Below are 22281 nucleotides of genomic sequence, written 5' to 3'. Positions count from 1 at the left end.
CAACGGGACGATCACGCAGTTGTTCACGTGGGATCCATGTAGCGATTCCAGGGCGGAAGGAACTGCCTGGCCAGATGCTATATAGCGGGTAGAAAATGTGGATGGGATTGCAGCGAATACGACCCTGCCTGCGCCCGCAACGCGCCCTGCTCACAGAGGTGCACACGGTGTGGCTATTGACCCCTCGCATCTGCGCGACTACCTCGTTGTCATGTGGTCCGGGCCTAGTTTGGAGCGTGCCTTTGGACCGCGATCGAAGATCGAGCCTGTGCTCGTCTGCCTCGCTATAGCGAAGGAGTCGAGGGTATGAGTGGCGACCGCATCCGAACGCCGAGCAGATGCAGGTATCGCCCCGCGGTCTTCTGAGATACCCCAAACTTCGCCGCGACCTGCGTTTGCGTCATGCCCGATCGATACATCACGGCAGCTTGCGCCGCCTGCGCGTCAGTGAGTCCCTGCCTCCGGATTGCGACGCCGGCTTTCCGTAGGTGTCGCATCATCGTGGCTCGGTCCACCTTGTACTCCTCGGCGATGGTCCGGGCGGGCTTGCCAGCGTCGTAGTCCGCCCGCAGTTGTGCGAGCAATTCAGGGGTGTACGAGGTTGGACGTATCCCAACCGCCGCAGCAACAGGGCCCCGAGAGTCCTCAATCGGGGCAAAATCACCCTCTCGCAGACCGACTCCGATCCCCGCTTTCGCCCTAGAAATCAGGGTTTTCAGCGGGCGGGACGAGTTTGGAATAGCGTCCAACCAAGAGCACCGATCGGGTTGGATCAGCCTCGGCGCCGGCGTCGAACGGCCCGAATGTGCTCCGTGCGACGTGGATTGAGAGCAGAAACGGGCGGTTCGGCGTTCACCTGTTAACACCACCGCGTGCGATGTAACGAACGAATACGATGAGCTCGGCTGGGAGCGGTAACCTCGAAGTGATGACCGACCCCACACTCCGCCTGCCATCCTCGACGTTCCGCGCCGTCCTCGACCTGGGAAAGCTGCCTCTCGAGGCGCCACCGTTGCCGGAGAGCCTGGCGCATCCCGACCTTGACCTGGAATTGGACGAGGAGGAGGGCATCGCTGCCTTCTACATCGAATACCCGAACGGGAAACTTCACGTTGAAGTCGGCGAAGACCACCTGGAATACCATTTCCACGACGCCCGCGATGCGGTCGGTGACACCAGTCCATGGCCGGCGAATGACACGGAAGCCCTCATCGAATGGACGCTCCGGTACGTCGCACACGTGATGACGCTGCTCGCGGACCTCATCACCGACGTCGAGGAGGCCGCCGACTGGTGCGACAGCGGTCTTCCGGTCTTTACCCGCAATCATGAGCCGAAGCCACTGGAGATCGTTGAGGTGCATGTCGAGGGCGACCTTTTGATGCTCCCTTGGCTCGGTTCCGGCCACATTGACCACGCGCACCTGGACGAGCTGAACAACCCCATCGTTCTGTTGTGGAACCCCACAGACGCTGAGGCAGACCGCGAGTTAGTCAGAGCCTGGCGTGATCCGGAGACCGGCAAGCCGGTCTCCGCCGCGCACGCCGGAGTCGACTGGAACGAGGTCGGACTACCGGAAGCGGAAGTCAGCTCCTGGTTCGACAGTTTCTACCAGAACCATGAAGTCAAAGAAGATCCGGCAGATCTTTTGCTGCGCGCGTCGCTGAACCGGATCGCAGGTCTTGGCTGAGCCGTGAGACGCGGGTCAGCGGCCCCCAGCGGCGCGGGCGAGGTAGTTGATCGCCATGAACGACTCGAATATCGCCAACAGGTTGTCGCTGCCGCTCTCGACACGAACGGTGCGGTCACCCGTTCGCGTCGTTCCCTTAGCCCAGGTCGCAAGCTCCGCCATGTCACTGGTCTGCATCTCCAGATCCAGTCGAGCCGGAAGCTCGATCCCTGGCGTCGGCATGTCGCCGCCGGCAACTTTTTTCAACGCCCTCTCCGCGCCCTCACGAATCAATCGGCACGACGTTGTCGGATGCAGGTTCTTCGCGCTGAACCGCGTGATCGACTCTTTCGTCACGACGTTCACCGCGCCGGCGGCGAACGGACGGGTGTCGTCGTGCGTGATCGCGTCGCCGGTCACCAAAGCGATCGGTACCCCGTAGTGCTGGGCGACGAGCGCATTGATGCCACTCTCTCCGACATACTCACCGTTGATTCGAGCTGCAGAGAACAGTTCAGGATTGTAGCTGTGGCTCAGCGCCGATGGTCGACCGGAGATCGCGCCGTGGTAAGCCACGAAGAAGATCGCGTCAAAGCTGTCATCGAGCCCCTGCATCATATGAAGCGGCTTCAGGCGGCCCGAAATGTATTGAGCTCCCCCCGCAATACGACGAGGATCCAAATTGCTCATCGTGCTGTGGGAATCATTGAGGACAATCTCCGTTGCGCCACCGGCGATTGCACCATCGATTGCCGCATTAACCTCGTCTTGCAGCAACGCGCGGCCGAGATTGTATGGCTCGCCGCTGCCGGGAGTGCATTGTTCCCAGTCGACGATTCCGGCGACACCTTCCATGTCGAATGAGATCCAGACCTTCATAATGCCTCCTGTGAGTTGCCGTGAGATTGTGATGGGTGAGCACTGGCGCCTGTCCGTGCCGGCGACGAGGTGGATTGCGGAAGTGCATCGGCCAACAGACACGCACTCGCGTGGTATGGCAGGTCGGCATCGCCGCCCCGCCGGGCCAACGGCAGGAGCGCCGGATCGTTTTCCGTGCAGGCGATGGTGGCGAACGGGCACCGCGGGTGAAAGCGGCATCCGTTGGGAATTTCGAACGGGCTGGGTGGCTCGCCGCTGAGGATCAACTCGGTGCTGACACTCCCCGCAGTCATGCGGGGTATCGATGCAATCAGCGCTCGCGTGTACGGGTGACGTGGGTTGGCGAAGAGTTCTGCGGTCTCGGCAACCTCCACGATGCGCCCGAGGTACATCACCGCGACACGCTGACTCAGATGCTGCACCACCGCGAGGTTGTGGGCAACGAAGAGGATCGTGAGGCCGAGTTCATCGCGCAGCGACGCGAAGAGGTCGAGAATGGTTGCCTGCACCGAGACGTCGAGTGCAGAGACCGGCTCGTCGGCAATAAGAACATCCGGTCGCACCGCCAGGGCACGAGCGATGGCGATTCGCTGGCGCTGCCCACCCGAGAACTGGCTCGGATAGGCATCGAGCGCGTCTTCGTCCATGCCGACTCGGTTAAGCAACCGGATGCTCTCCTGACGCACCTCGCGCCGAGGAACGATCTTGTGCAGCAGGAGAAGCTCAGCGAGCATCGAACCGACACTGATTCGAGGATTCAGCGAAGAATACGGATCTTGGAAGACCATCTGGATGCTGCGGGTCAGATCTTTGGTGCGGTGAGCCGGCATCGCTGAACCGTTGTGCGTGATCTCGCCGCTGCTGGCAGCAATGCTGCCAACGAGAATCTTTGCGAGAGTGGATTTGCCGGATCCCGACTCACCAACGAGCGCGAGGATCTCACCCTTCCGAAGCTCCAGATTGATGCCGTCGAGAGCGGTCAACGCAGTACTCTTGGTGCCTTTCGTCGCCAGCCGCTCGAGCAGTGGCGTCCGGAAGCTGTACGTTTTCGTGACGTTGCTGACACGAAGCACGCTCTGCTCATTCATGCCAGTACCCCTTCGGCGATCTCGTCTGATCGATAGCAGGCGACTCCTGCGCCTGGCTGCACAGTGGTTGGCTGCATGGTGGTTGGCCGCACGGTGGTCAACGGCGGCGTACCGGTAAGACACGCCTCCGTCGCGAATGAACAACGCGGCGCAAACGAGCATCCGGGAGTCTTGTCTGCAAGGTGTGGCGGAAACCCGGGAATCGGTATGAGCGCGCGGTCTGGCTGATCGAAGTCGGGTGCCGAGTCGAGGAGTCCCTTTGTGTACGGATGCCGGGGGTTCTGGAGAACGCTGGCCACCGTTCCGAATTCGACGATGCGGCCCGAATACATGACGGCCAGCTCGCTGCAGGTCTGATTTACCACAGCGAGGTCGTGGGTGACGAACAGGAGCGATGCGTCGAAGTCGTCGCAGAGCTCCTCCAGCAGGTTGAGCACCTGGTGTTGCACCGTGACGTCGAGCGCGGTCATTGGCTCATCACAGAGCAGGAGTTTTGGGCGACACGAGAGCGCCATGGCAATCATGATCCGTTGGCGCAGGCCGCCGGACAGCTCGTGCGGGTATGCGCGTGCGCGTCGAATCGGGTCTGGGATTCCTGTCTTGGCCATCATGTCGACGGCGAGCCCCATCGCTGCCTTGCGCGAAAGACCGAGGTGTCGCCTGGAACCCTCCGCTATCTGCTCGCCGACACGCATGACCGGGTTCAAAGCCGTCATCGGTTCTTGAAAGACCATCGCGATCTGGGGCCCCATCAAGGCTCGCCGGTCTTCGGCGCTGAGACTGAACAGATCCACGCCTCTGAAATAGGCGTGGCCGGAGAGTACCTCGACGCCGCCGGGAAGCAGGCCGGCGATGGCACGCAGGGTCATGGACTTGCCGGAGCCGGACTCTCCGACCAGGCCGAAGCGGTCTCCCGGCGCCACGTCGAATGAGACGCCGTCCACGATCGACGTTGTCGAATTCCCTCGCTTCACACCCAGGGTGAGATCGGTAATGCTGAGTATGGGCTGGGTCGCTTCAGGCGACGCTTCTGGCGAGGTCGCGACATCCGTTTCTGTTAAACCGTGTGTACCGGGCATTTTCGCTTTCGCCTCTCTGTTCACTTTCGTCTCTGTCACTTGCGTCTTTCGGGGCTGAGGAGATCGGACAGACCATCACCGAGCCAGGAGACACCCAGGCTGGTGATGACGACCATGAGGCCCGGAACGGTGGCCTGCAGCCAATGGGTCGTGATGAACTCCTGGCCTTCGAGGATCATGCTTCCCCACTCCGCGGTGGGAGGTGCGATACCGAGGCCGAGGTAGCCGAGCGTGACGATGCCCATGATGTTCATCACGATGTCGCTCATGGCATAGATGATGGCCTGCGAGAAGACGTTCGGGCCGATGTGACGAAAGAGCACGCGGGCATTCGACATTCCGCCCAGCCGTGCTCCAACGACATAATCCTGCTCTTTGGCCGAGATCACCTCTCCGCGCACGATCTTGACGTAGGAGACCCACGAAACGGCGGCGATCGCCAGGTAGATGCTGGTCTCCCCAGAGCCGAGGATGAAAACGAGAACGATGACCATGACGAGGAAGGGGAAGGCGAAGAACACGTCGACGATGCGCATGACGATCGCGTCAAACCAGCCGCCGAAGTAGCCGGCAAAAGCACCGAGGATCGATCCGAAAACGAACGGGATCAGCACGGCGAGGAACCCGACCCGCAAGTCGACCTGGGCGCCCCAGATGAGACGTGAAAGCACATCTCGACCGAACTTGTCTGTGCCGAGCCAATGCGCGGCGCTTGGCCCTTGAAGGGTGGCCCCCAAATCCTGTGCGATTGGATCGTATGGCGCGATCAGAGGGGCGAAGATCGCGAGCAGGATGAGCAGTCCGACTACGATCATGCCGGCGACGAGGGGGGTGTTGCGGTACCAGGGCTTGAGTGAACGAGAGCGTGCCTTGGCACGACGCCTGGCCTGGAAGCCGACGAGCAGGAACGTTGGACTACTCATGCTCGTGCCTTACCTGTCAGATTGACGCGCGGGTCCAGCGCCGTGTACGCGATATCGGTGAGAATCCCGACGATGACCACAAACAGTCCGACGAACAAGGTGACGGCCTGAATGGTGGGAAAGTCACGGTTGTAGATGGCGTTCAGCATGAGCGAGCCGAGCCCGGGGATCGCGAACACCTTTTCGATGACGATGGAGCCGCCAACGAGATAGCCGAGTGTGATCCCGATGATCGACACAGTAGGGATCGCCGCGTTTCGCAACACATGCTGGCGGAACAACGGCGCACCGGCAGCGCCCTTGGATCGGGCAGTGGCGACGTAGTCAGACCCGAGCACGCTGATCGTCGACGAGCGAAGGCTGCGGATGAATACCGGCGAGATGGAGATCGCCAGTGTCAACGCGGGGAGGAACAGGTAATAGAGGTTGTCGAGCGGCGAATTGCCGAAACCGCCGACGGGAAAGAACCGAAGATTCACCGCGAAGAGCAGGATGAGCATGATTCCCACCCAGAACTGCGGCATTCCCTGCCCGATCAGCGTGAAGAAACGCACCAGGAGATCCCGAGGCTTGTTCGGACCACTTGCAGCAATCGCTGCCAGCGGGATGCTGATCGCCAGCGCGAGCACCATCGAGAACAACACGAGCGACATCGTGACCGGGATCGCCTGGAACACGAGTTCTGCAACCGGGCGTTGAAAGCTGAAGCTGATGCCCAGATTGCCCTGGAACAAATTCGCCAGGAAGAGTCCGTACTGCGCCCAGATCGGCTGGTCGAGTCCGAGTTGTACCCGCAACGCCTCGAGGCTTGCTGGAGTCGCCTTGTCGCCGAGAATTGCGGTGGCCGGATCGCCAGGCAGCAAGTGCGCCATGAAGAAGACGACAAGCGTGACGCCGAACACGACGGGGACAGCCTGAAGGAGCCGGCCCGGAATGAAACTCAATCTCTGAAGCATTGTTGTCTCCTCGCGTTCGGGGCCTGAGGGAGCGACTCAGTCTGAGTCGCCCCCTCAGAGCTGTGCGGAACGCAGTACCGCACAGCCTCGGTGGCCGCTGTACTATTCCGACTTGTAGACGTCTTCGAGGTGGTAGTTGCCGAGCGGTGTGACGAAGAAGTCGTTCACTTTGTCTGTCGTCGCCCAGGCGTACGGCGAGTAGTAGAGGTACGCGAGAAAGGCGTCGTCTCCCGTGATCTGCTGCAGCTCCGTGTACAGCTCGGCGCGCTTCTTCGGATCGTTCTCACGCTGAGCCGCTTTGTTCAGCGCAATCACTTCTGGGTTGTTGTAGCTGGTGTAGTCCGACTTCGCGCCTCCGTCTGGGTCGACGGCAAACGTCGTCCAGTGGTCGGGGTCTGGCATATCCATCGTCCAGCCCGTCAGGGTCATGTCGAAGTCGCCGGACTGAACCGCCTGCCTGGTCGCCGTCGGCTCCAGCGGCTTGATCTCCATGTCGATACCGATCTCCGCCAGTTCTGACTGGATGATCTGGGCATTGGATGCCTGCTCGGTGTTGCCAGACGAGATCGAGATGGACGTGGAGAACCCGTCTGGCACCGATGACATCGCCAGCTCAGCCTTTGCCTTCTCGATGTCGTATGTGGGGCCCTTCACGTCTTTGTCGTAGTACGGGCTTCCGGGATTGAGGAGCGAGTTGGCTGGGGTGCCGTTTCCGAACAGGACAGCGTCGATCAATGCCTCGCGGTCGATCGCGAAGGCAATGGCGCGTCGCACGTGGACATCGTCGAACGGCTTACTCAACTGGTTGAAAGCGACGTGACTGATCAGGGTGGATTTGAAGGCGGTTGCGACGATGCCCGGGGTGTTCTCCAGCGAGCTGAAGCTCGACCAGTCCGGCGCTTCGTCGATGTCGATCTGACCGCCCTGCAGCTGAAGCTTGCGAGTATTCACGTCGGGCACAACCGTCCAGGTCACGCTGTCGAGGTAAGGCTTGCCCTTCTGCCAGTAGTTTTCGTTCTTGACGAGCTTCAGCGATTGGCCCTTCTTCCACTCGCCCCACGCGAACGGTCCGGTGCCGACCGGGGCCTCGTAGAACTCTTCAGCTGAGACACCGCCGTAGTTCGCCGGCACGATCGCATTGCTGAACAGCGAGAGGACCGCGATGAACGGCGACCAGGGGTATTTGACCATGATCTGCACGGTGGTGTCGTCAATCACGGTGATCGTGTCGATGCCCTCGTTGAGGTAGCCCCAGCCGCCGGTGTCGGCGGTCTTGGTGGTCGCTTCGATCGAGAACTTGACATCATCGGCGGTCATCGGATCGCCGTTGGAGAACGTCACGTCGTCACGCAGCGTGACGGTGTAGGTCAGGAGATCATCCGATACTTCATAGCCCTCGGCGGGCCAGGGCTTCACCTCCTTGCCATCGTCTGTCCCCATGAAGAGCGGTTCCATGATCTGGTCCGCGACGAAAATGGAGTTGTTGTTGTGCACCGTCGTGAGGTCCACCGATGTGGCACCGGCGGATCTGGCGATGACCAGATCCCCGCCTGCAACAGGGTCCCCTCCCTGTCGATCGGCCGAACCTGCGGCGTTGCCTGCGGCGGCACATCCGCTGAGCAGAAGCGCCCCCACTGTTATGAGCGTCATGGGGAGGACGCTGGATCTGTTCTTCATCATTTGCCTCGGATCTTGTCGGGCGCACCACTTTGTGTGCTGGGGATTGAATTTAATATCTAAATATGTGAATAATGTAGAGCAATGGTTGAACGGAGTCAAGAAACTCTTGAATCCTGCAACGTCTCGTTGATGCACTGGTCTGACGACGACACACGGAGGTCGATTGATGTTTGCTCGCAATGACGGCGCCGATAGCCACCTGGGTGAACCCAGGAAGCCACGCCGCAGTATCGATGGTGAGCGACTGATCGCCGTGTTCACACAGTTGGTGGAACCGATCGGCCAGTCGCTGCCGTCATCGAGCGAAGTTGTTCTGCATGACGTGAGCCTGTTGCCGAACTCCATCGTTGCCATCTACGGTGACGTGACGGGCCGCAGGGTCGGTGACCCCGCCACGGACCTGCTCCTCGAAAAGGTCTCGGATGCCTCTGGGGATAACGCGGTCGGCTACGTGTCGACGCTTCCCGACGGGCGAAACATTCGGTCGTCCACCATGATCATTCGGGATGTCTCTGGCCTCGCGGTTGCGGCACTGTGCATCAATACCGACCTGTCACTGTGGACATCCGTTCAGGGCGTGGTCGACATGATGCTCGGGAACGCCACGGCACCGACGGGTGTCGATGCGCAGCCGCCACCGCACCCGCACCCGCGCGGAAACCGGGCGACGCACGAGAGCCCGGAAGTGTTCGCACGCAATGTCGATGAACTGGCAGCGCACCTGATTCACGGCGCCGTGGACAAGGTCGGGGTTCCCGTCGACCTCATGCATAAACGACACAAGATCGAAGTGGTTCGCGACCTCAAGGCGCGTGGGATGTTCCTGCTGCGCGATGCGGTGGACATGATTGCCGCGTCCCTCGGGGTGACGCGGTTCACGATCTACAACTACCTCAACGAGATTGGCGATGACGGGGATCCGAGATCCGAATCCGTTGGCCATGGCGCAAGCGGATTCGGCGGAAAGAAGTGAGTCGTATGATCGATTTTGACTCCATTGGCATTGACCAGTTGCAGCGTGCGGGCGGCGCGAAGTGGACCTCATTCCCCGGCACGATCGGCGCCTTCGTGGCCGAAATGGACTTCGGCACCGCTCCGACGGTGCTGCAGGCGGTTCGCGCGGCAACGGATCGAGGCCTGTTCGGCTACCTCCCGAATGGGATAGCAGATCAGATGTCGGAAGCTGCGGCCAACTGGCAGAGGGACAACTTCGGGTGGGATCTCCGACCAGAGCAGGTGCACCCGGTCGCTGACGTGATCACCGCGCTCGAACACGCCATTCGGCACTATTCGAGGCCGGGCTCAAAAGTCATCGTTCCGACACCGACATATATGAAATTTCTCACAGTGCCTGCTGACCTGGGGCGGGAGATCATCGAGATTCCGCTTGTGCAGAACAATGGTCGAGACGAAATCGACCTTGAGGCGCTGGACGGCGCTTTTCGCGATGGCGGAGGCATCCTGCTGCTGTGCAATCCGTACAACCCGATCGGTCGCGTCTTCACCCGCGAGGAACTGCTCGGGATCAGCGACGTGGTCTCGCGCAATGGCGGTCGTGTGTTCGCCGACGAGGTGCACGCGCCGCTGGTCTACGCCGGTGCAACGCATATTCCCTATGCCTCGGTGTCAACGGATGCCGCGCGCCACACGGTGACGGGAACGTCGGCCGCGAAGGCCTGGAACCTGGCGGGCCTGAAATGTGCCCAGGTAATCATCAGCAATGATGCGGACGCCATCATCTGGGAAGAGGTGGGATCGATGGCTCGCCACGGCGCGAGCAACCTCGGCGTCGTGGCCAATACCGCTGCATACTCCACCGGTCGCTCCTGGCTGGACCAGGTTCTTGCCTACAACGACCGAAACCGGCAGGTACTCGGCGAACTGATTCAGGAACATATTCCGGACATCCGGTATACCCAGCCGGAGGGCACATACATCGCCTGGCTGGATTGCCGAGAACTGGGCATAGGCGACCGCCCGGCTGAGTTCTTCATGGAGCGTGCAGGGGTGGCAATGACCGATGGCGCGTCGTGTGGGGTGAACGGTACGGGGTTCGTTCGAATGATCTTCGCAACGCCACGACCGATCCTGGAGCAGGCGATCTGCCAGATGGCTGACGCGCTGCGGAGTTGTCGTTAGAGCCGGTAGCTCGATTGCGTTCGGGTAACGAACAGGCCTCTCGTTCGTTACCAGCTCGGCAGGCAGGTAGCTTGTGGCTATGAAGGGTGCCGCGCTCAGCAACGTTCTGAAGGCTGCATTCCTCATCTCCGCTGCGCTATCGCTGTCGGCGTGCACCGTGACCACGGCGTGTTCCGCCGTTGGGTACATCTATAGCGGGCCGGCGATTCTGGAATTCTCCGAGAACCTGCCGGGCGATGCGACGGTGTCTGCCTGTTTCGCCGAGGACTGTGACCCCGAGGTCGTCGATCGAGGTGAAGGCGCTCGCTGGGAAGTTCCGCAGGTCGCGCCGTATGTCGCGAGCGATTTCCTTGGCATTGGCGAGGAGCGAACCCTGCGTGTGGCGGTGACGCGAGCGGATGGGACCGTCCTCGCCGACGAGGAACACGAGATTCCCATCGCGGTGGAGAGAACCGGGATGTTCGGGCAATGCCCCGGCCCATTCGAGTTCGAAGCCGTCAGGGTCAGCCTCGCGAACTAGCCATCGTTTTCCGCCTCGATCCGTTCCGCTACAGCGACGCGCCGAATGGCTGACCCCGCAGCGTCAGTGGCCGCGCGCAGACTGGAAACAATCGATAGGAATGAGGAGGTTGCCATGACTGCGACAACGTGCCAGAACGAACTCCATGAGCTGTGCCACTTGACCAGCTGTGAATGCGGGTGCCACGGCGAGCACTGATCCAACGGCGCCGGCGTGGTTCGAATCTCGCTGAAGCCCGAGAAGAGGCTTCCTGAGCAGTACCAGTTTGTCTGCGGCTATTTCGATCGCACCGCGCGACAGGCAAGATGGAGAGCGAGCCGCGTCTCCGGATCGCTCATGTCGACGCCGAGCAGCTCCTGCACCCGCTGGATGCGTGTTGCGACCGTGTTGCGGTGAAGCCGCAGTGCGGTTGCGGTCGCGGCGGTGCCCGACTCATGATCGAGGTACGCCGACAAGGTGGCGAGAAGCTCGCCGCCACCGACGGCCAGCGGAGCGAGCAAGGATTCCGCCGCCGGCACAAAAGTGTCGTGTTCGGTCCACGAGAGAAGCAGTTGCTCGAGACCCAGCGCATCGAATCGCACGAACCAGCCTGTCCCCGATCGGTTGGCGGCAATGCGTGCGGCATCCGTGGCGCCGCTGATGGTCGCAACGAGGCCCGCCGAACCGTTTTCGAAAGCTCCAACCCCAGTTGCGACGTTGAATGCCTTCCGCACCGTGTTGTGTACCTTACGGAGCGAGAATACGTGCTGTTCCAGTTGGCGAGGGGACTGCGATTCAGTGAAAGTGAGCCAGCCGGTGACGCCGCGACCGGTCATGGTTGCGTGCGAGTCGACCGCAAGTTGGCCGAGTTGTTGTGTTACGAACCTCAGTAGCTGAAAACTGTCGAGACGTGTCCGGCCGAGGATCCGAAACCCAAGGTGGAATCCCGCCGTGCGCCATCCGTGGTCCAACAATCGCTGCTCGAGCTCAGCCTCAATTCCTCCGCGCTGTTCGAGGAAATCCCGCAGGAGGCCGGATGACACGGACGCCTCGTTTACGGCAACAACTTCGTCAATGAGAATGCGTGCGGCCACGGCCGGCATTGCCACTTCAGCTGCGACCCCGAGCGCCCGCAGCTGCGGATCGCTCAGGCCGTTTCCGAAAAAGGCAATGCGGAGCCCCGCCCTGCTCGGGCTGTCGACGCGTACGGATGCTGCGGTGCCGCCGCCATCGATGCGGGCGAGGTCGACCCACGGGGCGAAGTTGACGGCAGAATGCATGGCGGGCTCGAAGTGGCCACCTGCTTCAAGCAGCACGCCCTTCTCATCGATGAGTGCGATGGCGTGACCGACGTTAGAGGAGAGGTGATGGAGGAGATCGGGCAGCCCAGTGGCGTGGTACTCAATGGATTGCGCGACCTTTCGTACGTAGCCGAGAGTCAGCGCGTCGCGCGCCTCGAGTAGCTGCCAACAGGCCTTGGCAAGCATCAACGGCTTGTCGACGTGAAGTACGCTCAGCCCGAGTCGGGTGGCGAGAGCGAGATTGCCGGCGCCGAAATTATCGATACCCGGCATTGCGAGCGCAACGAAACCCCGGTCTCGCACGCGGCGGATGAGGGCGTCTTGCTGCCACGGCGTTGTCGGGGGAGAGGCGGAGAGAATGGCGATGCCCCCACTCACTTCGGCAGGGAGCTCGCTCTCGTTGGACTCGATCACGACCTCGTTCCACTCGGCCTCTGCTGGTCCGGCTACCGCACGGAGGCCACCGTTCGCTGGGTGCGCCAGCAAGGCCCGGAGGCGCAGGTTCTCGCTCATCCGGGGAACTCCAATTCGTCGAGACCGTATGCAGCAGGCACCACGTGGCGCATGCGTTCCGCGGACCGGCTCCACCAATGGGGCGCGGGCAACTCGATGACGGAGACGTGACGGCCGATCGTAAACGCCGTCACCTCAAGAATGTCGCGCGAGATCGAATCGAGGGTGACGATGATCGTCGGGGCGGACGCTTCGACGCGTCCATCCGTCATGAAGGCCAGCGACTCCGATCTGCTGACGATGCGGTGCACTTCGCCGCCGACACCCGCGATCTCTACCGAGCTGACATGGGGGTCTCGCGGATGCGAAGTGGCGGCGGTGATGCGGCCCTCGCCCAGTACGCGGCCACCGAGCGCGGCGGAGAGTTGGGACAGCGGTTCGGATGCCATGGTGTCGAAGGTCGTGCCCAGCTCGAGCGCCCGTGCGGTGCCGCCGAGAATCGCGTGCTCTGCAAGATCGCCGACGGTGAAGCCCGCGAACACCGTGCCACATGCGCCGCCCGCCTGAATAACAGCAGCGCGGACGATCCGCTCCAGATCGGCTGGGCGATCGGTCTGCAGGAGCATGACGCCGCCAGCACCGGTGTCGCACGTCGCTATGACCCCCGGAACACGATCGACGTGCAACGACATCTGATCGAGCCCTGGTACCGCCCGGCCGGTGAGGTCGGCGTCCACCATCATCCGCGTCCCGGCGAGGGTGAATGGGGTGAGCCCGTTGAGCCCACCGCCCTCCAGGGAACAGACAACAGGCACAGATATGCCAAGCCATCTCTCCGCCGCCGCGATGAGTGGATCGAACGGCGCGTCGCCCGGCAGTCGTTCGTTGAGCAGGAGAGTCGAGCCGACAAACGCGGCACCCAGGCACGGCAGCGCCGGATCGAGCTCCTCAAGCCCATACAGCTGCATAGGCCACAAGGAAGCATCCGCCAACGCGAGCTCGAGCATGGTGGTCGTGCCGCCTCCACCTGAACCGAGGAGAGAGAACCCGCGACCGAGCATCGGCAGCTGTTCGTACTGGAGTGTCCTCACCATCCTGCAAGCCTAGGCGCGTGGCAACTGTGGAACACAGCGGGGAAGAACGCCGATCGGATCAGGTGCGGTCGTGCGATTCGACGGGGACGAAAGGCTCCGCGATGCCGAACGCCGCCGGCCCGAAGGCTGCAAGTGCGTCAGGAGTACGCATCATGTCTGGAGTCGAGATGCCGAGTACGCGTACGCGCTGGCCGTATCGCAACCCCTCGGTGGTGATGGGTTCGGCCGACTCGTAGTCCACGACGCAGATGAGGTCGGGCACGATCGCCACCACAGCGCCGTCATGGCGTGCGATGAGGTTCTCGTTCTGGAACGTGATCTCGAACCTCCCTTCGACCGTTGGATCGAGCGGGGAGATTATTGCGCGACCCTTCGCGAACCCTTCCGTCGTCCGGCGTTCAACGTCAGTCACTTTGCCCGCGAAGAGTTCGCGCATGTGCGAATACAGGGTTGGCGCGAGAGTATCCGCTATCGCCTCAAAGGGTGAGCGATTCGCTTCGCGAGCCAGGCGTATGGCGCGGCCGAGGGCGAGCGCCATCGAGATCGTGCGCGGTACCGCAGTGCGCTTCACGTCTGCCCCGCTCATGGCGTACTCGGCAATGTGGCCAACGCCGCCGAGCCGGATCGTGATCCCGCGGGCAAGCCACTCCATCTGGCGATCGTCATCGCCCGTGTCGATAATCACCTGTTCGCCGCGCTCGCCGGCGAGCGCCAGGGGCGAGCCGTGCACACCATAGACCGCGAACGTCTCCATCGAGAGTTCGGGGAAGGCTCGCCCCATGCCGTCGGCATCGACTACGGGGAGCCCGGTTTCAGCTGCCACGATGAGGGGGATCATCGAGTTGATGCCACCGCACTCGATCGGCATCGTGGCGTCCGCTCGCTTGCCCAGGTGCTCCTCGAGCGTTCGGAGCGCAAGAGTAGGTTCCGTGCCTGCCGGTATCTTTTCGATCATCACTGTTGGTGCGCCCATCTGCGCCGTTGGAATGACAAAAAGATCGTCATCGAGTTCGGCTGGGTCGAGGATCGTGATGGAGCGCTCGCCGAGCACGCGCTCAACGAGCATCTTGCCGATGTACGGGTCGCCGCCACCGCCCGTGCCGAGCAGGGTCGCGCCGCGTGCGAGATCGGGAAGGTCGACCGACCTGAGCTGCCAGGTCATGCGGCGACGCCGGGACGCGCTTCGATGGTGCCGTCGAAGCGGTGCGGGGGCAGGTCATAACCGAAATAGCCGGGGCCCACCATGGCCAGGGCAGGAACGGTGTGCCATCGCTCGTCGCTGGGGGCGCCGATCACCCTGATGCGCTGACCGTAACGGAGGGCTTCGGTTGTGATGGGTTCGCCCGAGTCGTGCTCCAGCACGATAATGAGGTCGGGGGTCGTCGTCAGGATCCGACCATCCTCCTCTGCGATGAGGTGCTCGTTCTGGAATGAGAGCGTCAGGGTCGAATCTGGGCCTTCAATTCGTGCTCGGCCCCGCGCGAACCCGGTTGTGGTGGCACGCTGCACGTCGATGACTTTGCCGGCGAACAGCTCGCGGCCGCCGAGAAGGTCGACGATGCGTTGCACGGGGTCGGCCTTGTCTTCGCGCGCCAACATGATCTGTTTTCCGATCTCGACACAGCGGGAGAGGGAGCCCGGAACGAGTGCCTCGCGGGCTTGGTCGCCCGACATGGGGAACCCCGAGATCATTACCGAGCAGCCCATCTCGACGCATGCGACGCGGGCGATGCGTTCGGTCCACTTGTTGTCGACGGTCTGGAGGACGCCGATATTCCCCTTCTCGTCGCTGAACGCGAGCGGTGAAGCGGTGATGTCGTACAGCGTCGGCAGCACCATCTGCAGTTCGGGGAACGCTCGGCCCATGCCGTCCGCGTCGAGGAGTGGGAGGCCGAGCGCTGCAGCCGCGGCAATCGGAATTGTCGAATTCACGCCACCTATCTCGGCGCAGGCGACGTGGGTGACGGGGCGGCCGAGATATGTGCCGAGTGCCAGCACGGGCGCCGTGACCTCATCGAGGCTGGGGAGCTTCTCAACCATGACGGTCGGTGCGCCCATCATCGCGACGGTGAGGACAACAGCATCGGCAGGAACCTCATCGAGAGTGACGACTGTGACATCGCCGTGCGCACGCAATGCCTGGGTCGCCAGCAGCGCACCGATGTAGGGATCACCGCCGCCTCCTGTTCCAAGCACCGCCGCGCCGCGAGCAAGGTCAGAGATGTCGTTTTCGGAGATCGTCCAGCTCATGTCAGGCCCCCATGTCGAGGTCGCCGACGGCCTTCACCCGGATGCGGGTGGCGTTGCCCGGTAGATAGGGAATGGGCACCTCATCGAAGTCAACGATTTCAACGGATGAGGGCTTCGCCCCCGCCGCGACCGCCTTGTCTATAGCTTCCGCGCGCACTGCGGCGATGGCTTCCTCGCGTCTGCCCGGTTCGATGGCGTAAACCTTGTCGATCTCACCGCCGACCTGGGCGATGGAGGCGCCGATCGCATTGGCGACCGCATAGTTCTCCGGCCGGCGAACTGCGCCGAAGAGCTCGAGGTGCTCTGGCAGGAGTATCGAGCCGCCGCCGACGGCGACCACCGGGATCGGTTCGGGCGAAGTGCGCATGCGGTCGACCGCCTCAGAGACGCGCTCGGCGATGCGAGCCAGGACACGCTCGACGAATGCTGAATCGAGATGGGCGACCTTCGAGGCATCGCCGATATCGGCCCGGCCGGCTGCCACTGCAATATCGGTGGCAGTGAGAGTCGAGCCACCGAAGACGAGTGCTTCCGTCGTGAGCCTGTAGCCAACGGACTCCGGGCCCACCTCGCCGGTTTCGGTGTCGACGATGCTGCCTCCACCGATTCCGAGTGAGAGAACGTCCGGCATCCGGAAGTTTGTGCGGATTCCCGCGACTTTCACCTCGTTGGATGTCTCGCGGGGAAAACCGTTCATGAGCAGCCCGACGTCGGTCGTCGTTCCGCCGACATCGACGACCGCGCACGTCTCGAGGCCGCTCGTGAGTGCTGCGCCGCGCATCGAGTTTGTTGGGCCAGATGCGAAGGTGGCCACTGGGTAGAGGCGCACATAGTCCTCGTCCATGAGGGTGCCGTCGTTCTGGCTGAGGAAAATCGGTGCGTCAATGCCTTGTGCCCTCACAGCGGTTGTGAGCCCGTCGACGATTTCGGATGCCAGCTCGCGCAGCGCCGCATTGATGATCGTCGCGTTCTCGCGCTCTAGCAGCCCGATGCGACCGATCTCATGCGAAAGAGAGATCGCGACATCGGGGCCGAGCTCCTCGGCGACGATTCGGCCGGCTTCGACTTCGAGGTCGTGATTTACCGGGCTGAAGACCGAAGAGATCGCCACGGAGCGGATTCCGGCGGCCTTCATGTCGGCTGCGTGAGCGCGAAGCTCTCCAGGGTCGAGCGGGGAGATCGGGCGGCCGTCGAATTCGTAGCCGCCATGGGCGAGATAGCTCTTGCCGCTGATCGCCTCGATGAGATCCTCCGGCCAGTCCACCAGCGGTGGCAGCGCTTTCGTAGCTGGCAGGCCGAGGCGGAGGGCCGCGGTCGGTGCCAGGCGCTTGGCCTGCACCAGTGCATTGATGAAGTGGGTGGTTCCGATCATGACCGCGTCGATGTCAGAGCCGACGAACTCGTGGCCGGTGCGGAGGTCTTCGATCGCCTGCACGATCCCGCTTGTGACATCCGGTGTCGTGGAATGTTTCACTCCGGCGAGCACGTGCACACCGTTCATGAGCACTGCGTCCGTGTTGGTGCCGCCGACATCGATGCCGATATGCATGGTTCTCGCTTCCTGGGTGATGATCTGTTGTGCTGGATGGTTCTGGTTCAGGCGGGGACCGATTCGACAGGCTCCTCGACCTGCTTGGTCCGCGCGCTGCCGACACCCTTCACCCATCCGAGCTTCCCGGCGACGATGTAGAGAACCATCGAGACGATGAGCGAGAGGATGGGCGGGATACCCCAGGTCACGAAGTAGCCGATGAGTGCTGACGCCAGCCAAATCACAAGCGTCGCCGGCACGATCCGGGGTGCGGTCGCTGGCAGTCGGCCGATTTCACGAGTGGCGTCGAGTTCCCCGCGCCAGCGCTTCACCACGAAATATTCGGCAACCATGATGCCTGCGATGGGAGGGAAGGCGACGCCGAGAATGATGAGGAAGCCGGTGAACTGACCGAGAATGCCGGCTGCGGCCAGAATCGAACCGACGATGCCGAGCACTACTGTGGTCGTCACGCGGTTCAGATTTCTGTTGAACGCAGTGGAGATGAAGTTCACGAGTCCGAGGGTTGAGGAGTAGAGATTCCAGTCGTTGATCTTCAATGTGCCGGTGATCACGATGATGAGGCCAACGAAGCCGATGGACGATGTGACGATCGCGACGATATTGCCCGAAGCAGCAGCGTGCGCAAGGAGGACACCGGCGAGGCCGATGACGAACTCGCCGAGACTCACTCCCACGATGGTCTGCTTCACGACGTCTGCGGCCGAACGGTTGAATCTGGTCATGTCGGCGGTGATGATGGCGCCGACGATGAGTCCGCCGGCCACGATGCCGGTGCCAGCCCACACACTCATGGTTGGACCGGGCGCAGGTCCGGTGATGAGCTCGACAAAATCGTGTTTCGTGAGCTCGCTGATCACGGACCATCCGACGAGGATCAGGAAGAGCGGCACAGTGATGTTCGCGAGCCACTGCATGCCTTTGAATCCGAACGCGACGATCGCGGTGACGGCCAGGCCGAAGATGAGGCTCCACGCCCAGGCAGGCAGGACACCCGGCATGAGCACGTCGAGCGACTCCGCCGAGATCGCGCTCTGGATGCCGAACCATCCGATGAGGCTGATTCCGATTGCAAGCCCGACGAGTGAAGCACCGATCTCGCCAAAGCCTGTCCACCGAGCCAGGAGCGCGGTGTTCAAACCCTCCTTCTGGCCGATGATGCCCACGATGCACATGATCACCTCGAGGATGATCGAGCCCATAAGGAGAGCGAGCGCAGCTTCACCGAAGGTCATGCTGTAACCCAGAGTCGCGCCCAGCAGGAATTGCGAAAGGGCAGAAACTTGACCGAATCGTTGAACGGAGATGCCGAACCAGGGTTTCTGGGCGTCCCGGGTGACGCGGGAGAGTGCGAAGTCGTCTGCGTGAGCCGTGCGAGCCATGAGGGTCCTTCTGCGAGGGGAGGGGGTGTCGAACACGCTACCCAGTGGCTCGGATCTCTTCCATGTGCAATCTGCCCTGATCCTGACAAAAATTCGACAGATTGCCCTCGACTTACCGAACAGCACCATCGAGAATTCCACCCACCGACCGGGCCAACCTGTTCCCTCACGCGATTGAACGACAACCGGCAGACTCAGACCTCGACGAGATGGATCTCCAGTCCAGCGGCCCGAAGGGCAGCCAGCGCTTCGGGATCTGCCGAGCTGTCGGTCACGAGGATGTCGATGTCGCTGATCGGCGCGACCTCTGCGAATGCCAGGCGACCAAGCTTCGACCCGTCTGCCACCACGATCGTGCGTTGGGAATTCTGCACCATCGCCTTGTTCGTTCGGGCCTCCGTCTCGTTGTGAGTGGTGACTCCTCCCGTCACCGACACGCCGTCTGCACCGAGAATCGCCGTCTCAACGTTCATGGCGTTGAAGGTGTGCTCCGCGATGATCCCGACCAGTTCGAGTGACTCCGCCCGCAGGCTCCCACCCGTCATGACGACGCTGAGGTGCGGGAACGTCGTAATCAGGCTCGCGATCGACAGCGAGTTCGTGACGATGGTCAGCTCCCGATGGCCAGAGAGTGCATTGGCGACACAGGAGGTCGTCGACCCGCCGCTGAGTGCGATGGCGGACCGCCCACCACTGGGAATCAGGGTCGCCACGTGCGCGGCGATCGCCCGCTTCGCCTCCTGGAACCGGGTATCGCGCAGCGTCACGGGCAATTCGGTGCGCGAATCGATGCTCGTCGCGCCGCCGTGCGTTCGAAGCAGAAGTCGTTGTGCCTCAAGATCGGCGAGATCTCGCCTGGCGGTGGCTGGCGAGATCCTCAGGGTCGTCGCCAGCTCGGAAAGTCCGACGGTCCCGCGCTCGGCGACGAGGTCGAGGATCGCCACCATACGCTGCGACCGCTTGCCGGATGCCGCACGCACACCGACTGCTCCCGGGGAAATTGTCACAAGGCCCTCCGAATTCCGCCCACAACGTCCCGCCGTGCGCAATCAGCAATGTTGATCACTTTAGCCAATAGTCGCTCATTCGGTTGCACGATTCGCGCATTTTGCTCCATGATCGGTCTATGCCACGAATAGTCTTCACCGGCGCCGGGAGCGTCGTCTTCACTCGCCAGCTACTGACCGACCTGCTGCGATTTGAGGGCCTGCCGACACTGAACATCGTTCTCTACGACATTGACAGTGAGCGGTTGGCCGTCGCAGAGGGCACTGCGCGGTTCGTCGCCCGCCATCTCGGCCGCGAGGTCGATCTGGAAGTCACGAACGACCGCCGGGCCGCGTTCACCGGCGCCGACTTCGTCGTCAACATGATCCAGGTCGGCGGTATCGCCGCCACGCGCGTCGACCTTGAGGTGCCCGCACGACACGGCCTGCTCCAGACGATCGGCGACACGACCGGCGTCGGCGGCGTCTTCCGCGCTCTTCGCACCTTCCCGGTACTCACCGACATCGCGCGCGACATGCGTGAGCTGTGCCCTGATGCGTGGTTCCTCAACTACACGAACCCCATGGCGATGAACATCTGGTGGATGTCGGTGGTTGCGCCGGACATCAAGGCGGTCGGTCTCTGCCACAGCGTCTACTGGACGGTCAACGACCTCTGCGAGCTTCTCGATGTGCCGCTCGACGGAACGCATTTCCGTGCGGCCGGTGTGAACCACCAGGCCTGGCTCTACGAGTGGTCCCATGACGGCGAAGACCTCTATCCGCGGCTCAAAGCCCTCATCGATTCCGACCCGGATCTGCAGCGTCGTGTGCGTGCCGAGATCTTTCGCCGCATCGGGTACTACCCGACCGAGACCAGCGAGCACTCCTCTGAATATCTCTCCTGGTTCTTGCATGACCCTGAACAGATCGAGCGGTTCCGGCTCCGGCCGCTCGAATACATCGGCATCAGCGAGGAGAACGTCGCCGAGTTCGAGGCGGCGCGCGAATCACTGAAGAACGGCACGGACCTTGAACTCGAGGACGGCGCGGCCGAATACGCCCCGCAGATCATCCACTCGATCCTGACGGGAACCGAGCGAGTCATCCACGCCAACGTGGTGAACCGCGGGTATATCGATAACCTTCCAGAAGGCGCTGTGGTCGAGGTGCCGGCGCACGTCGACGCAGACGGAATCCACCCCATCAACGTCGGTTCCATCCCCGAGCAGGGCGCCGCGCTCAACCGCACATACCTGTCGGTGGCCGGCCTCACGATCGAGGCGGCACGTCGAGGCGAGCCGGAACTGGTCAAGCAAGCCGTGCTGGTCGACCCGAATGCGAGCTCGAGTCTCACCCCCGCCCAGATCTGGGCACTGTGCGATGAACTCACCGAGGCGCACGCGAAGTATCTGCCGACGGCTCTCGGAGGCATGCTTGAAGTCGAAACGGCCGAATTCAGGGCGGCGAACGGATGACCCTGGTCCCGTCGCGCTCGCTCCTTGACGATGCCGTTCTGCACGAGCGCGCCGTCCCTTCGTTCAACGTCATCACGCTCGAGCACGTCGAAGCGATCGTCGTTGGGGCCGAGCGCGCGGGCAGCGGTGTGCTCCTTCAGCTCAGCGAGAATGCCATCAAGTACCACGGCGGGCGCGCCGAGCCACTCCTCGCGGCCAGTCGAGAGCTGGCTGACGCGGCTTCCGTGCCCATCGGCATCCACCTGGACCATATTCAGGACCGGAAACTCGCCGAACGACTGATTGCACTGGCGCCTCGCTTCGGAGTCGGCTCCCTGATGTTCGACGCCGCGAACCTGGACTATGCCGCCAACGTGGCGGCGACGACCGAGGTGACCGAGGCCGGGCATGCGGCGGGCCTCTGGATCGAAGCAGAACTCGGCGAGATCGGCGGTAAGGACGGCGCGCATGCGCCCGGAGTGCGCACCGACCCTACTGAGGCCGCCGATTTTGTCGCGGCCACCGGTGTTGACGGGCTTGCCGTCGCCGTCGGCAGCTCGCACGCCATGACAGAACGGGCTGCCTCGCTCGACCTCACCCTGATAGCGGAGCTGGCGGCACGCCTCCCCGTGCCACTGGTGCTCCACGGTTCCTCCGGCGTCCCGGACGAGACCATCGCACTGGCCGTTGCCGCCGGCATCCGGAAGGTGAACATCGGAACCGTGCTCAACGTCGTGTGGACCGGTTCGATTCGGGCGACGCTCGCAGGCAACAGCTCGCTCGTCGACCCGCGCCGGTATTTCCGGGGCGCGAGAGACGAGATGACCGCGACAGTGGCCGCGCTGTGTGCGGTCGTCTCGCCGTCACCTCTCTGTAAATACTGATCAGCCTGAG

At 62.5% G+C, this 22281-nt stretch carries 19 protein-coding genes; 6 read left to right on the top strand and 13 right to left on the bottom strand.

Going from position 1 to position 22281, the window contains the following annotated elements:
- The first annotated feature begins 928 nt into the window (after positions 1-928).
- On the top strand, positions 929-1690 hold the full coding sequence (locus tag K323_RS0113030; RefSeq protein WP_157509432.1) for a hypothetical protein: 762 nt from the start codon (positions 929-931) through the stop codon (positions 1688-1690).
- A gap of 15 nt (positions 1691-1705) precedes the next feature.
- Here the strand turns inward: K323_RS0113030 and K323_RS0113025 are convergent, their stop codons facing one another.
- The 6 genes from K323_RS0113025 to K323_RS25930 all read right to left on the bottom strand — a co-directional run bounded on the left by K323_RS0113025 (position 1706) and on the right by K323_RS25930 (position 8244).
- Positions 1706-2548, bottom strand: a complete 843-nt coding sequence (locus tag K323_RS0113025) for a M55 family metallopeptidase (RefSeq protein ID WP_022885723.1) — start codon at positions 2546-2548, stop codon at positions 1706-1708.
- Positions 2545-3636, bottom strand: coding sequence for an ABC transporter ATP-binding protein (locus K323_RS25940; protein WP_022885722.1), 1092 nt, complete (start codon positions 3634-3636; stop codon positions 2545-2547). Before K323_RS25940 ends, K323_RS0113025 begins: the two co-directional genes overlap by 4 nt.
- Positions 3633-4715, bottom strand: coding sequence for an ABC transporter ATP-binding protein (locus tag K323_RS25935; RefSeq protein WP_084697286.1), 1083 nt, complete (start codon positions 4713-4715; stop codon positions 3633-3635). Before K323_RS25935 ends, K323_RS25940 begins: the two co-directional genes overlap by 4 nt.
- A 35-nt stretch (positions 4716-4750) precedes the next feature.
- Positions 4751-5638 (bottom strand): ABC transporter permease, encoded by an 888-nt coding sequence (locus tag K323_RS0113010; protein WP_022885720.1) that lies wholly within the window; start codon positions 5636-5638, stop codon positions 4751-4753.
- The gene (locus tag K323_RS0113005) at positions 5635-6594 is read right to left on the bottom strand and encodes an ABC transporter permease (protein ID WP_022885719.1); all 960 of its coding nucleotides are present in this window, start codon (positions 6592-6594) and stop codon (positions 5635-5637) included. The genes K323_RS0113010 and K323_RS0113005 overlap by 4 nt, the downstream gene beginning before the upstream one ends.
- A 102-nt stretch (positions 6595-6696) precedes the next feature.
- Positions 6697-8244 carry an ABC transporter substrate-binding protein gene (locus K323_RS25930; protein WP_022885718.1) on the bottom strand — a complete coding sequence of 516 codons (1548 nt, stop codon included), beginning with the start codon at positions 8242-8244 and terminating at the stop codon, positions 6697-6699.
- A 196-nt stretch (positions 8245-8440) separates the two neighbouring features.
- Between K323_RS25930 and K323_RS0112995 the strand changes: the two genes are divergently transcribed.
- The 3 genes from K323_RS0112995 (at position 8441) to K323_RS25925 (ending at position 10933) form a co-directional block, all read left to right on the top strand.
- A complete protein-coding gene (locus K323_RS0112995; protein WP_022885717.1) occupies positions 8441-9247 on the top strand; it encodes a helix-turn-helix transcriptional regulator in 807 nt (268 codons plus the stop codon).
- 5 nt (positions 9248-9252) lie between these two features.
- Complete coding sequence (locus K323_RS0112990) at positions 9253-10413, top strand: MalY/PatB family protein (protein ID WP_022885716.1); 1161 nt, start codon at positions 9253-9255, stop codon at positions 10411-10413.
- A 79-nt stretch (positions 10414-10492) separates the two neighbouring features.
- Positions 10493-10933, top strand: coding sequence for a hypothetical protein (locus K323_RS25925; RefSeq protein ID WP_022885715.1), 441 nt, complete (start codon positions 10493-10495; stop codon positions 10931-10933).
- A gap of 275 nt (positions 10934-11208) precedes the next feature.
- Here the strand turns inward: K323_RS25925 and K323_RS0112980 are convergent, their stop codons facing one another.
- The 7 genes from K323_RS0112980 to K323_RS0112950 form a co-directional block, all read right to left on the bottom strand.
- A complete protein-coding gene (locus K323_RS0112980; protein ID WP_022885714.1) occupies positions 11209-12726 on the bottom strand; it encodes a PucR family transcriptional regulator in 1518 nt (505 codons plus the stop codon).
- On the bottom strand, positions 12723-13760 hold the full coding sequence (locus tag K323_RS0112975; protein WP_022885713.1) for an S-methyl thiohydantoin desulfurase domain-containing protein: 1038 nt from the start codon (positions 13758-13760) through the stop codon (positions 12723-12725). The genes K323_RS0112980 and K323_RS0112975 overlap by 4 nt, the downstream gene beginning before the upstream one ends.
- 58 nt (positions 13761-13818) lie before the next feature.
- Complete coding sequence (locus K323_RS0112970; RefSeq protein ID WP_022885712.1) at positions 13819-14922, bottom strand: S-methyl thiohydantoin desulfurase family protein; 1104 nt, start codon at positions 14920-14922, stop codon at positions 13819-13821.
- The gene (locus K323_RS25920; protein WP_022885711.1) at positions 14919-16010 is read right to left on the bottom strand and encodes an S-methyl thiohydantoin desulfurase family protein; all 1092 of its coding nucleotides are present in this window, start codon (positions 16008-16010) and stop codon (positions 14919-14921) included. Before K323_RS25920 ends, K323_RS0112970 begins: the two co-directional genes overlap by 4 nt.
- A gap of 1 nt (position 16011) precedes the next feature.
- Positions 16012-17559, bottom strand: a complete 1548-nt coding sequence (locus tag K323_RS0112960) for a hydantoinase/oxoprolinase N-terminal domain-containing protein (protein ID WP_022885710.1) — start codon at positions 17557-17559, stop codon at positions 16012-16014.
- A 47-nt stretch (positions 17560-17606) separates the two neighbouring features.
- Entirely contained in the window at positions 17607-18944 is a 1338-nt protein-coding gene (locus K323_RS0112955; protein WP_022885709.1) for a purine-cytosine permease family protein, read from the bottom strand.
- A 194-nt stretch (positions 18945-19138) separates the two neighbouring features.
- Complete coding sequence (locus K323_RS0112950) at positions 19139-19951, bottom strand: DeoR/GlpR family DNA-binding transcription regulator (RefSeq protein WP_245570980.1); 813 nt, start codon at positions 19949-19951, stop codon at positions 19139-19141.
- A gap of 119 nt (positions 19952-20070) precedes the next feature.
- On the opposite strand from K323_RS0112950, the gene melA reads away from it, so the two are divergent.
- Both melA and K323_RS0112940 read left to right on the top strand, forming a co-directional pair.
- A complete protein-coding gene (gene melA / locus K323_RS0112945; protein WP_022885707.1) occupies positions 20071-21408 on the top strand; it encodes an alpha-glucosidase/alpha-galactosidase in 1338 nt (445 codons plus the stop codon).
- Complete coding sequence (locus K323_RS0112940) at positions 21405-22271, top strand: class II fructose-bisphosphate aldolase (protein ID WP_022885706.1); 867 nt, start codon at positions 21405-21407, stop codon at positions 22269-22271. The genes melA and K323_RS0112940 overlap by 4 nt, the downstream gene beginning before the upstream one ends.
- The last annotated feature ends 10 nt before the right edge of the window (positions 22272-22281 follow it).

This window comes from Glaciibacter superstes DSM 21135 (assembly GCF_000421145.1).
Classification (GTDB): Bacteria; Actinomycetota; Actinomycetes; order Actinomycetales; family Microbacteriaceae; genus Cryobacterium; species Cryobacterium superstes.
Note: the sequence above shows the minus strand (reverse complement) of the source record. Positions and strands in the feature narration are given on the sequence as shown.

What these genes read in the sequence shown, in the direction of transcription:
- K323_RS0113025 (WP_022885723.1), bottom strand. Translation starts at nt 2,548, where the DNA reads ATGAAGGTCTGGATCTCATTCGACATGGAAGGTGTCGCCGGAATCGTC.
- K323_RS25920 (WP_022885711.1), bottom strand. Translation starts at nt 16,010, where the DNA reads ATGAGCTGGACGATCTCCGAAAACGACATCTCTGACCTTGCTCGCGGC.
- K323_RS25935 (WP_084697286.1), bottom strand. Translation starts at nt 4,715, where the DNA reads ATGCCCGGTACACACGGTTTAACAGAAACGGATGTCGCGACCTCGCCA.
- K323_RS0112940 (WP_022885706.1), top strand. Translation starts at nt 21,405, where the DNA reads ATGACCCTGGTCCCGTCGCGCTCGCTCCTTGACGATGCCGTTCTGCAC.
- K323_RS0112995 (WP_022885717.1), top strand. Translation starts at nt 8,441, where the DNA reads ATGTTTGCTCGCAATGACGGCGCCGATAGCCACCTGGGTGAACCCAGG.
- melA (WP_022885707.1), top strand. Translation starts at nt 20,071, where the DNA reads ATGCCACGAATAGTCTTCACCGGCGCCGGGAGCGTCGTCTTCACTCGC.
- K323_RS0113010 (WP_022885720.1), bottom strand. Translation starts at nt 5,638, where the DNA reads ATGAGTAGTCCAACGTTCCTGCTCGTCGGCTTCCAGGCCAGGCGTCGT.
- K323_RS0112990 (WP_022885716.1), top strand. Translation starts at nt 9,253, where the DNA reads ATGATCGATTTTGACTCCATTGGCATTGACCAGTTGCAGCGTGCGGGC.
- K323_RS25940 (WP_022885722.1), bottom strand. Translation starts at nt 3,636, where the DNA reads ATGAATGAGCAGAGCGTGCTTCGTGTCAGCAACGTCACGAAAACGTAC.
- K323_RS0112975 (WP_022885713.1), bottom strand. Translation starts at nt 13,760, where the DNA reads ATGGTGAGGACACTCCAGTACGAACAGCTGCCGATGCTCGGTCGCGGG.
- K323_RS0112970 (WP_022885712.1), bottom strand. Translation starts at nt 14,922, where the DNA reads ATGACCTGGCAGCTCAGGTCGGTCGACCTTCCCGATCTCGCACGCGGC.
- K323_RS0112955 (WP_022885709.1), bottom strand. Translation starts at nt 18,944, where the DNA reads ATGGCTCGCACGGCTCACGCAGACGACTTCGCACTCTCCCGCGTCACC.
- K323_RS0113005 (WP_022885719.1), bottom strand. Translation starts at nt 6,594, where the DNA reads ATGCTTCAGAGATTGAGTTTCATTCCGGGCCGGCTCCTTCAGGCTGTC.
- K323_RS0112960 (WP_022885710.1), bottom strand. Translation starts at nt 17,559, where the DNA reads ATGCATATCGGCATCGATGTCGGCGGCACCAACACGGACGCAGTGCTC.
- K323_RS0112980 (WP_022885714.1), bottom strand. Translation starts at nt 12,726, where the DNA reads ATGAGCGAGAACCTGCGCCTCCGGGCCTTGCTGGCGCACCCAGCGAAC.
- K323_RS25930 (WP_022885718.1), bottom strand. Translation starts at nt 8,244, where the DNA reads ATGACGCTCATAACAGTGGGGGCGCTTCTGCTCAGCGGATGTGCCGCC.
- K323_RS0113030 (WP_157509432.1), top strand. Translation starts at nt 929, where the DNA reads ATGACCGACCCCACACTCCGCCTGCCATCCTCGACGTTCCGCGCCGTC.
- K323_RS25925 (WP_022885715.1), top strand. Translation starts at nt 10,493, where the DNA reads ATGAAGGGTGCCGCGCTCAGCAACGTTCTGAAGGCTGCATTCCTCATC.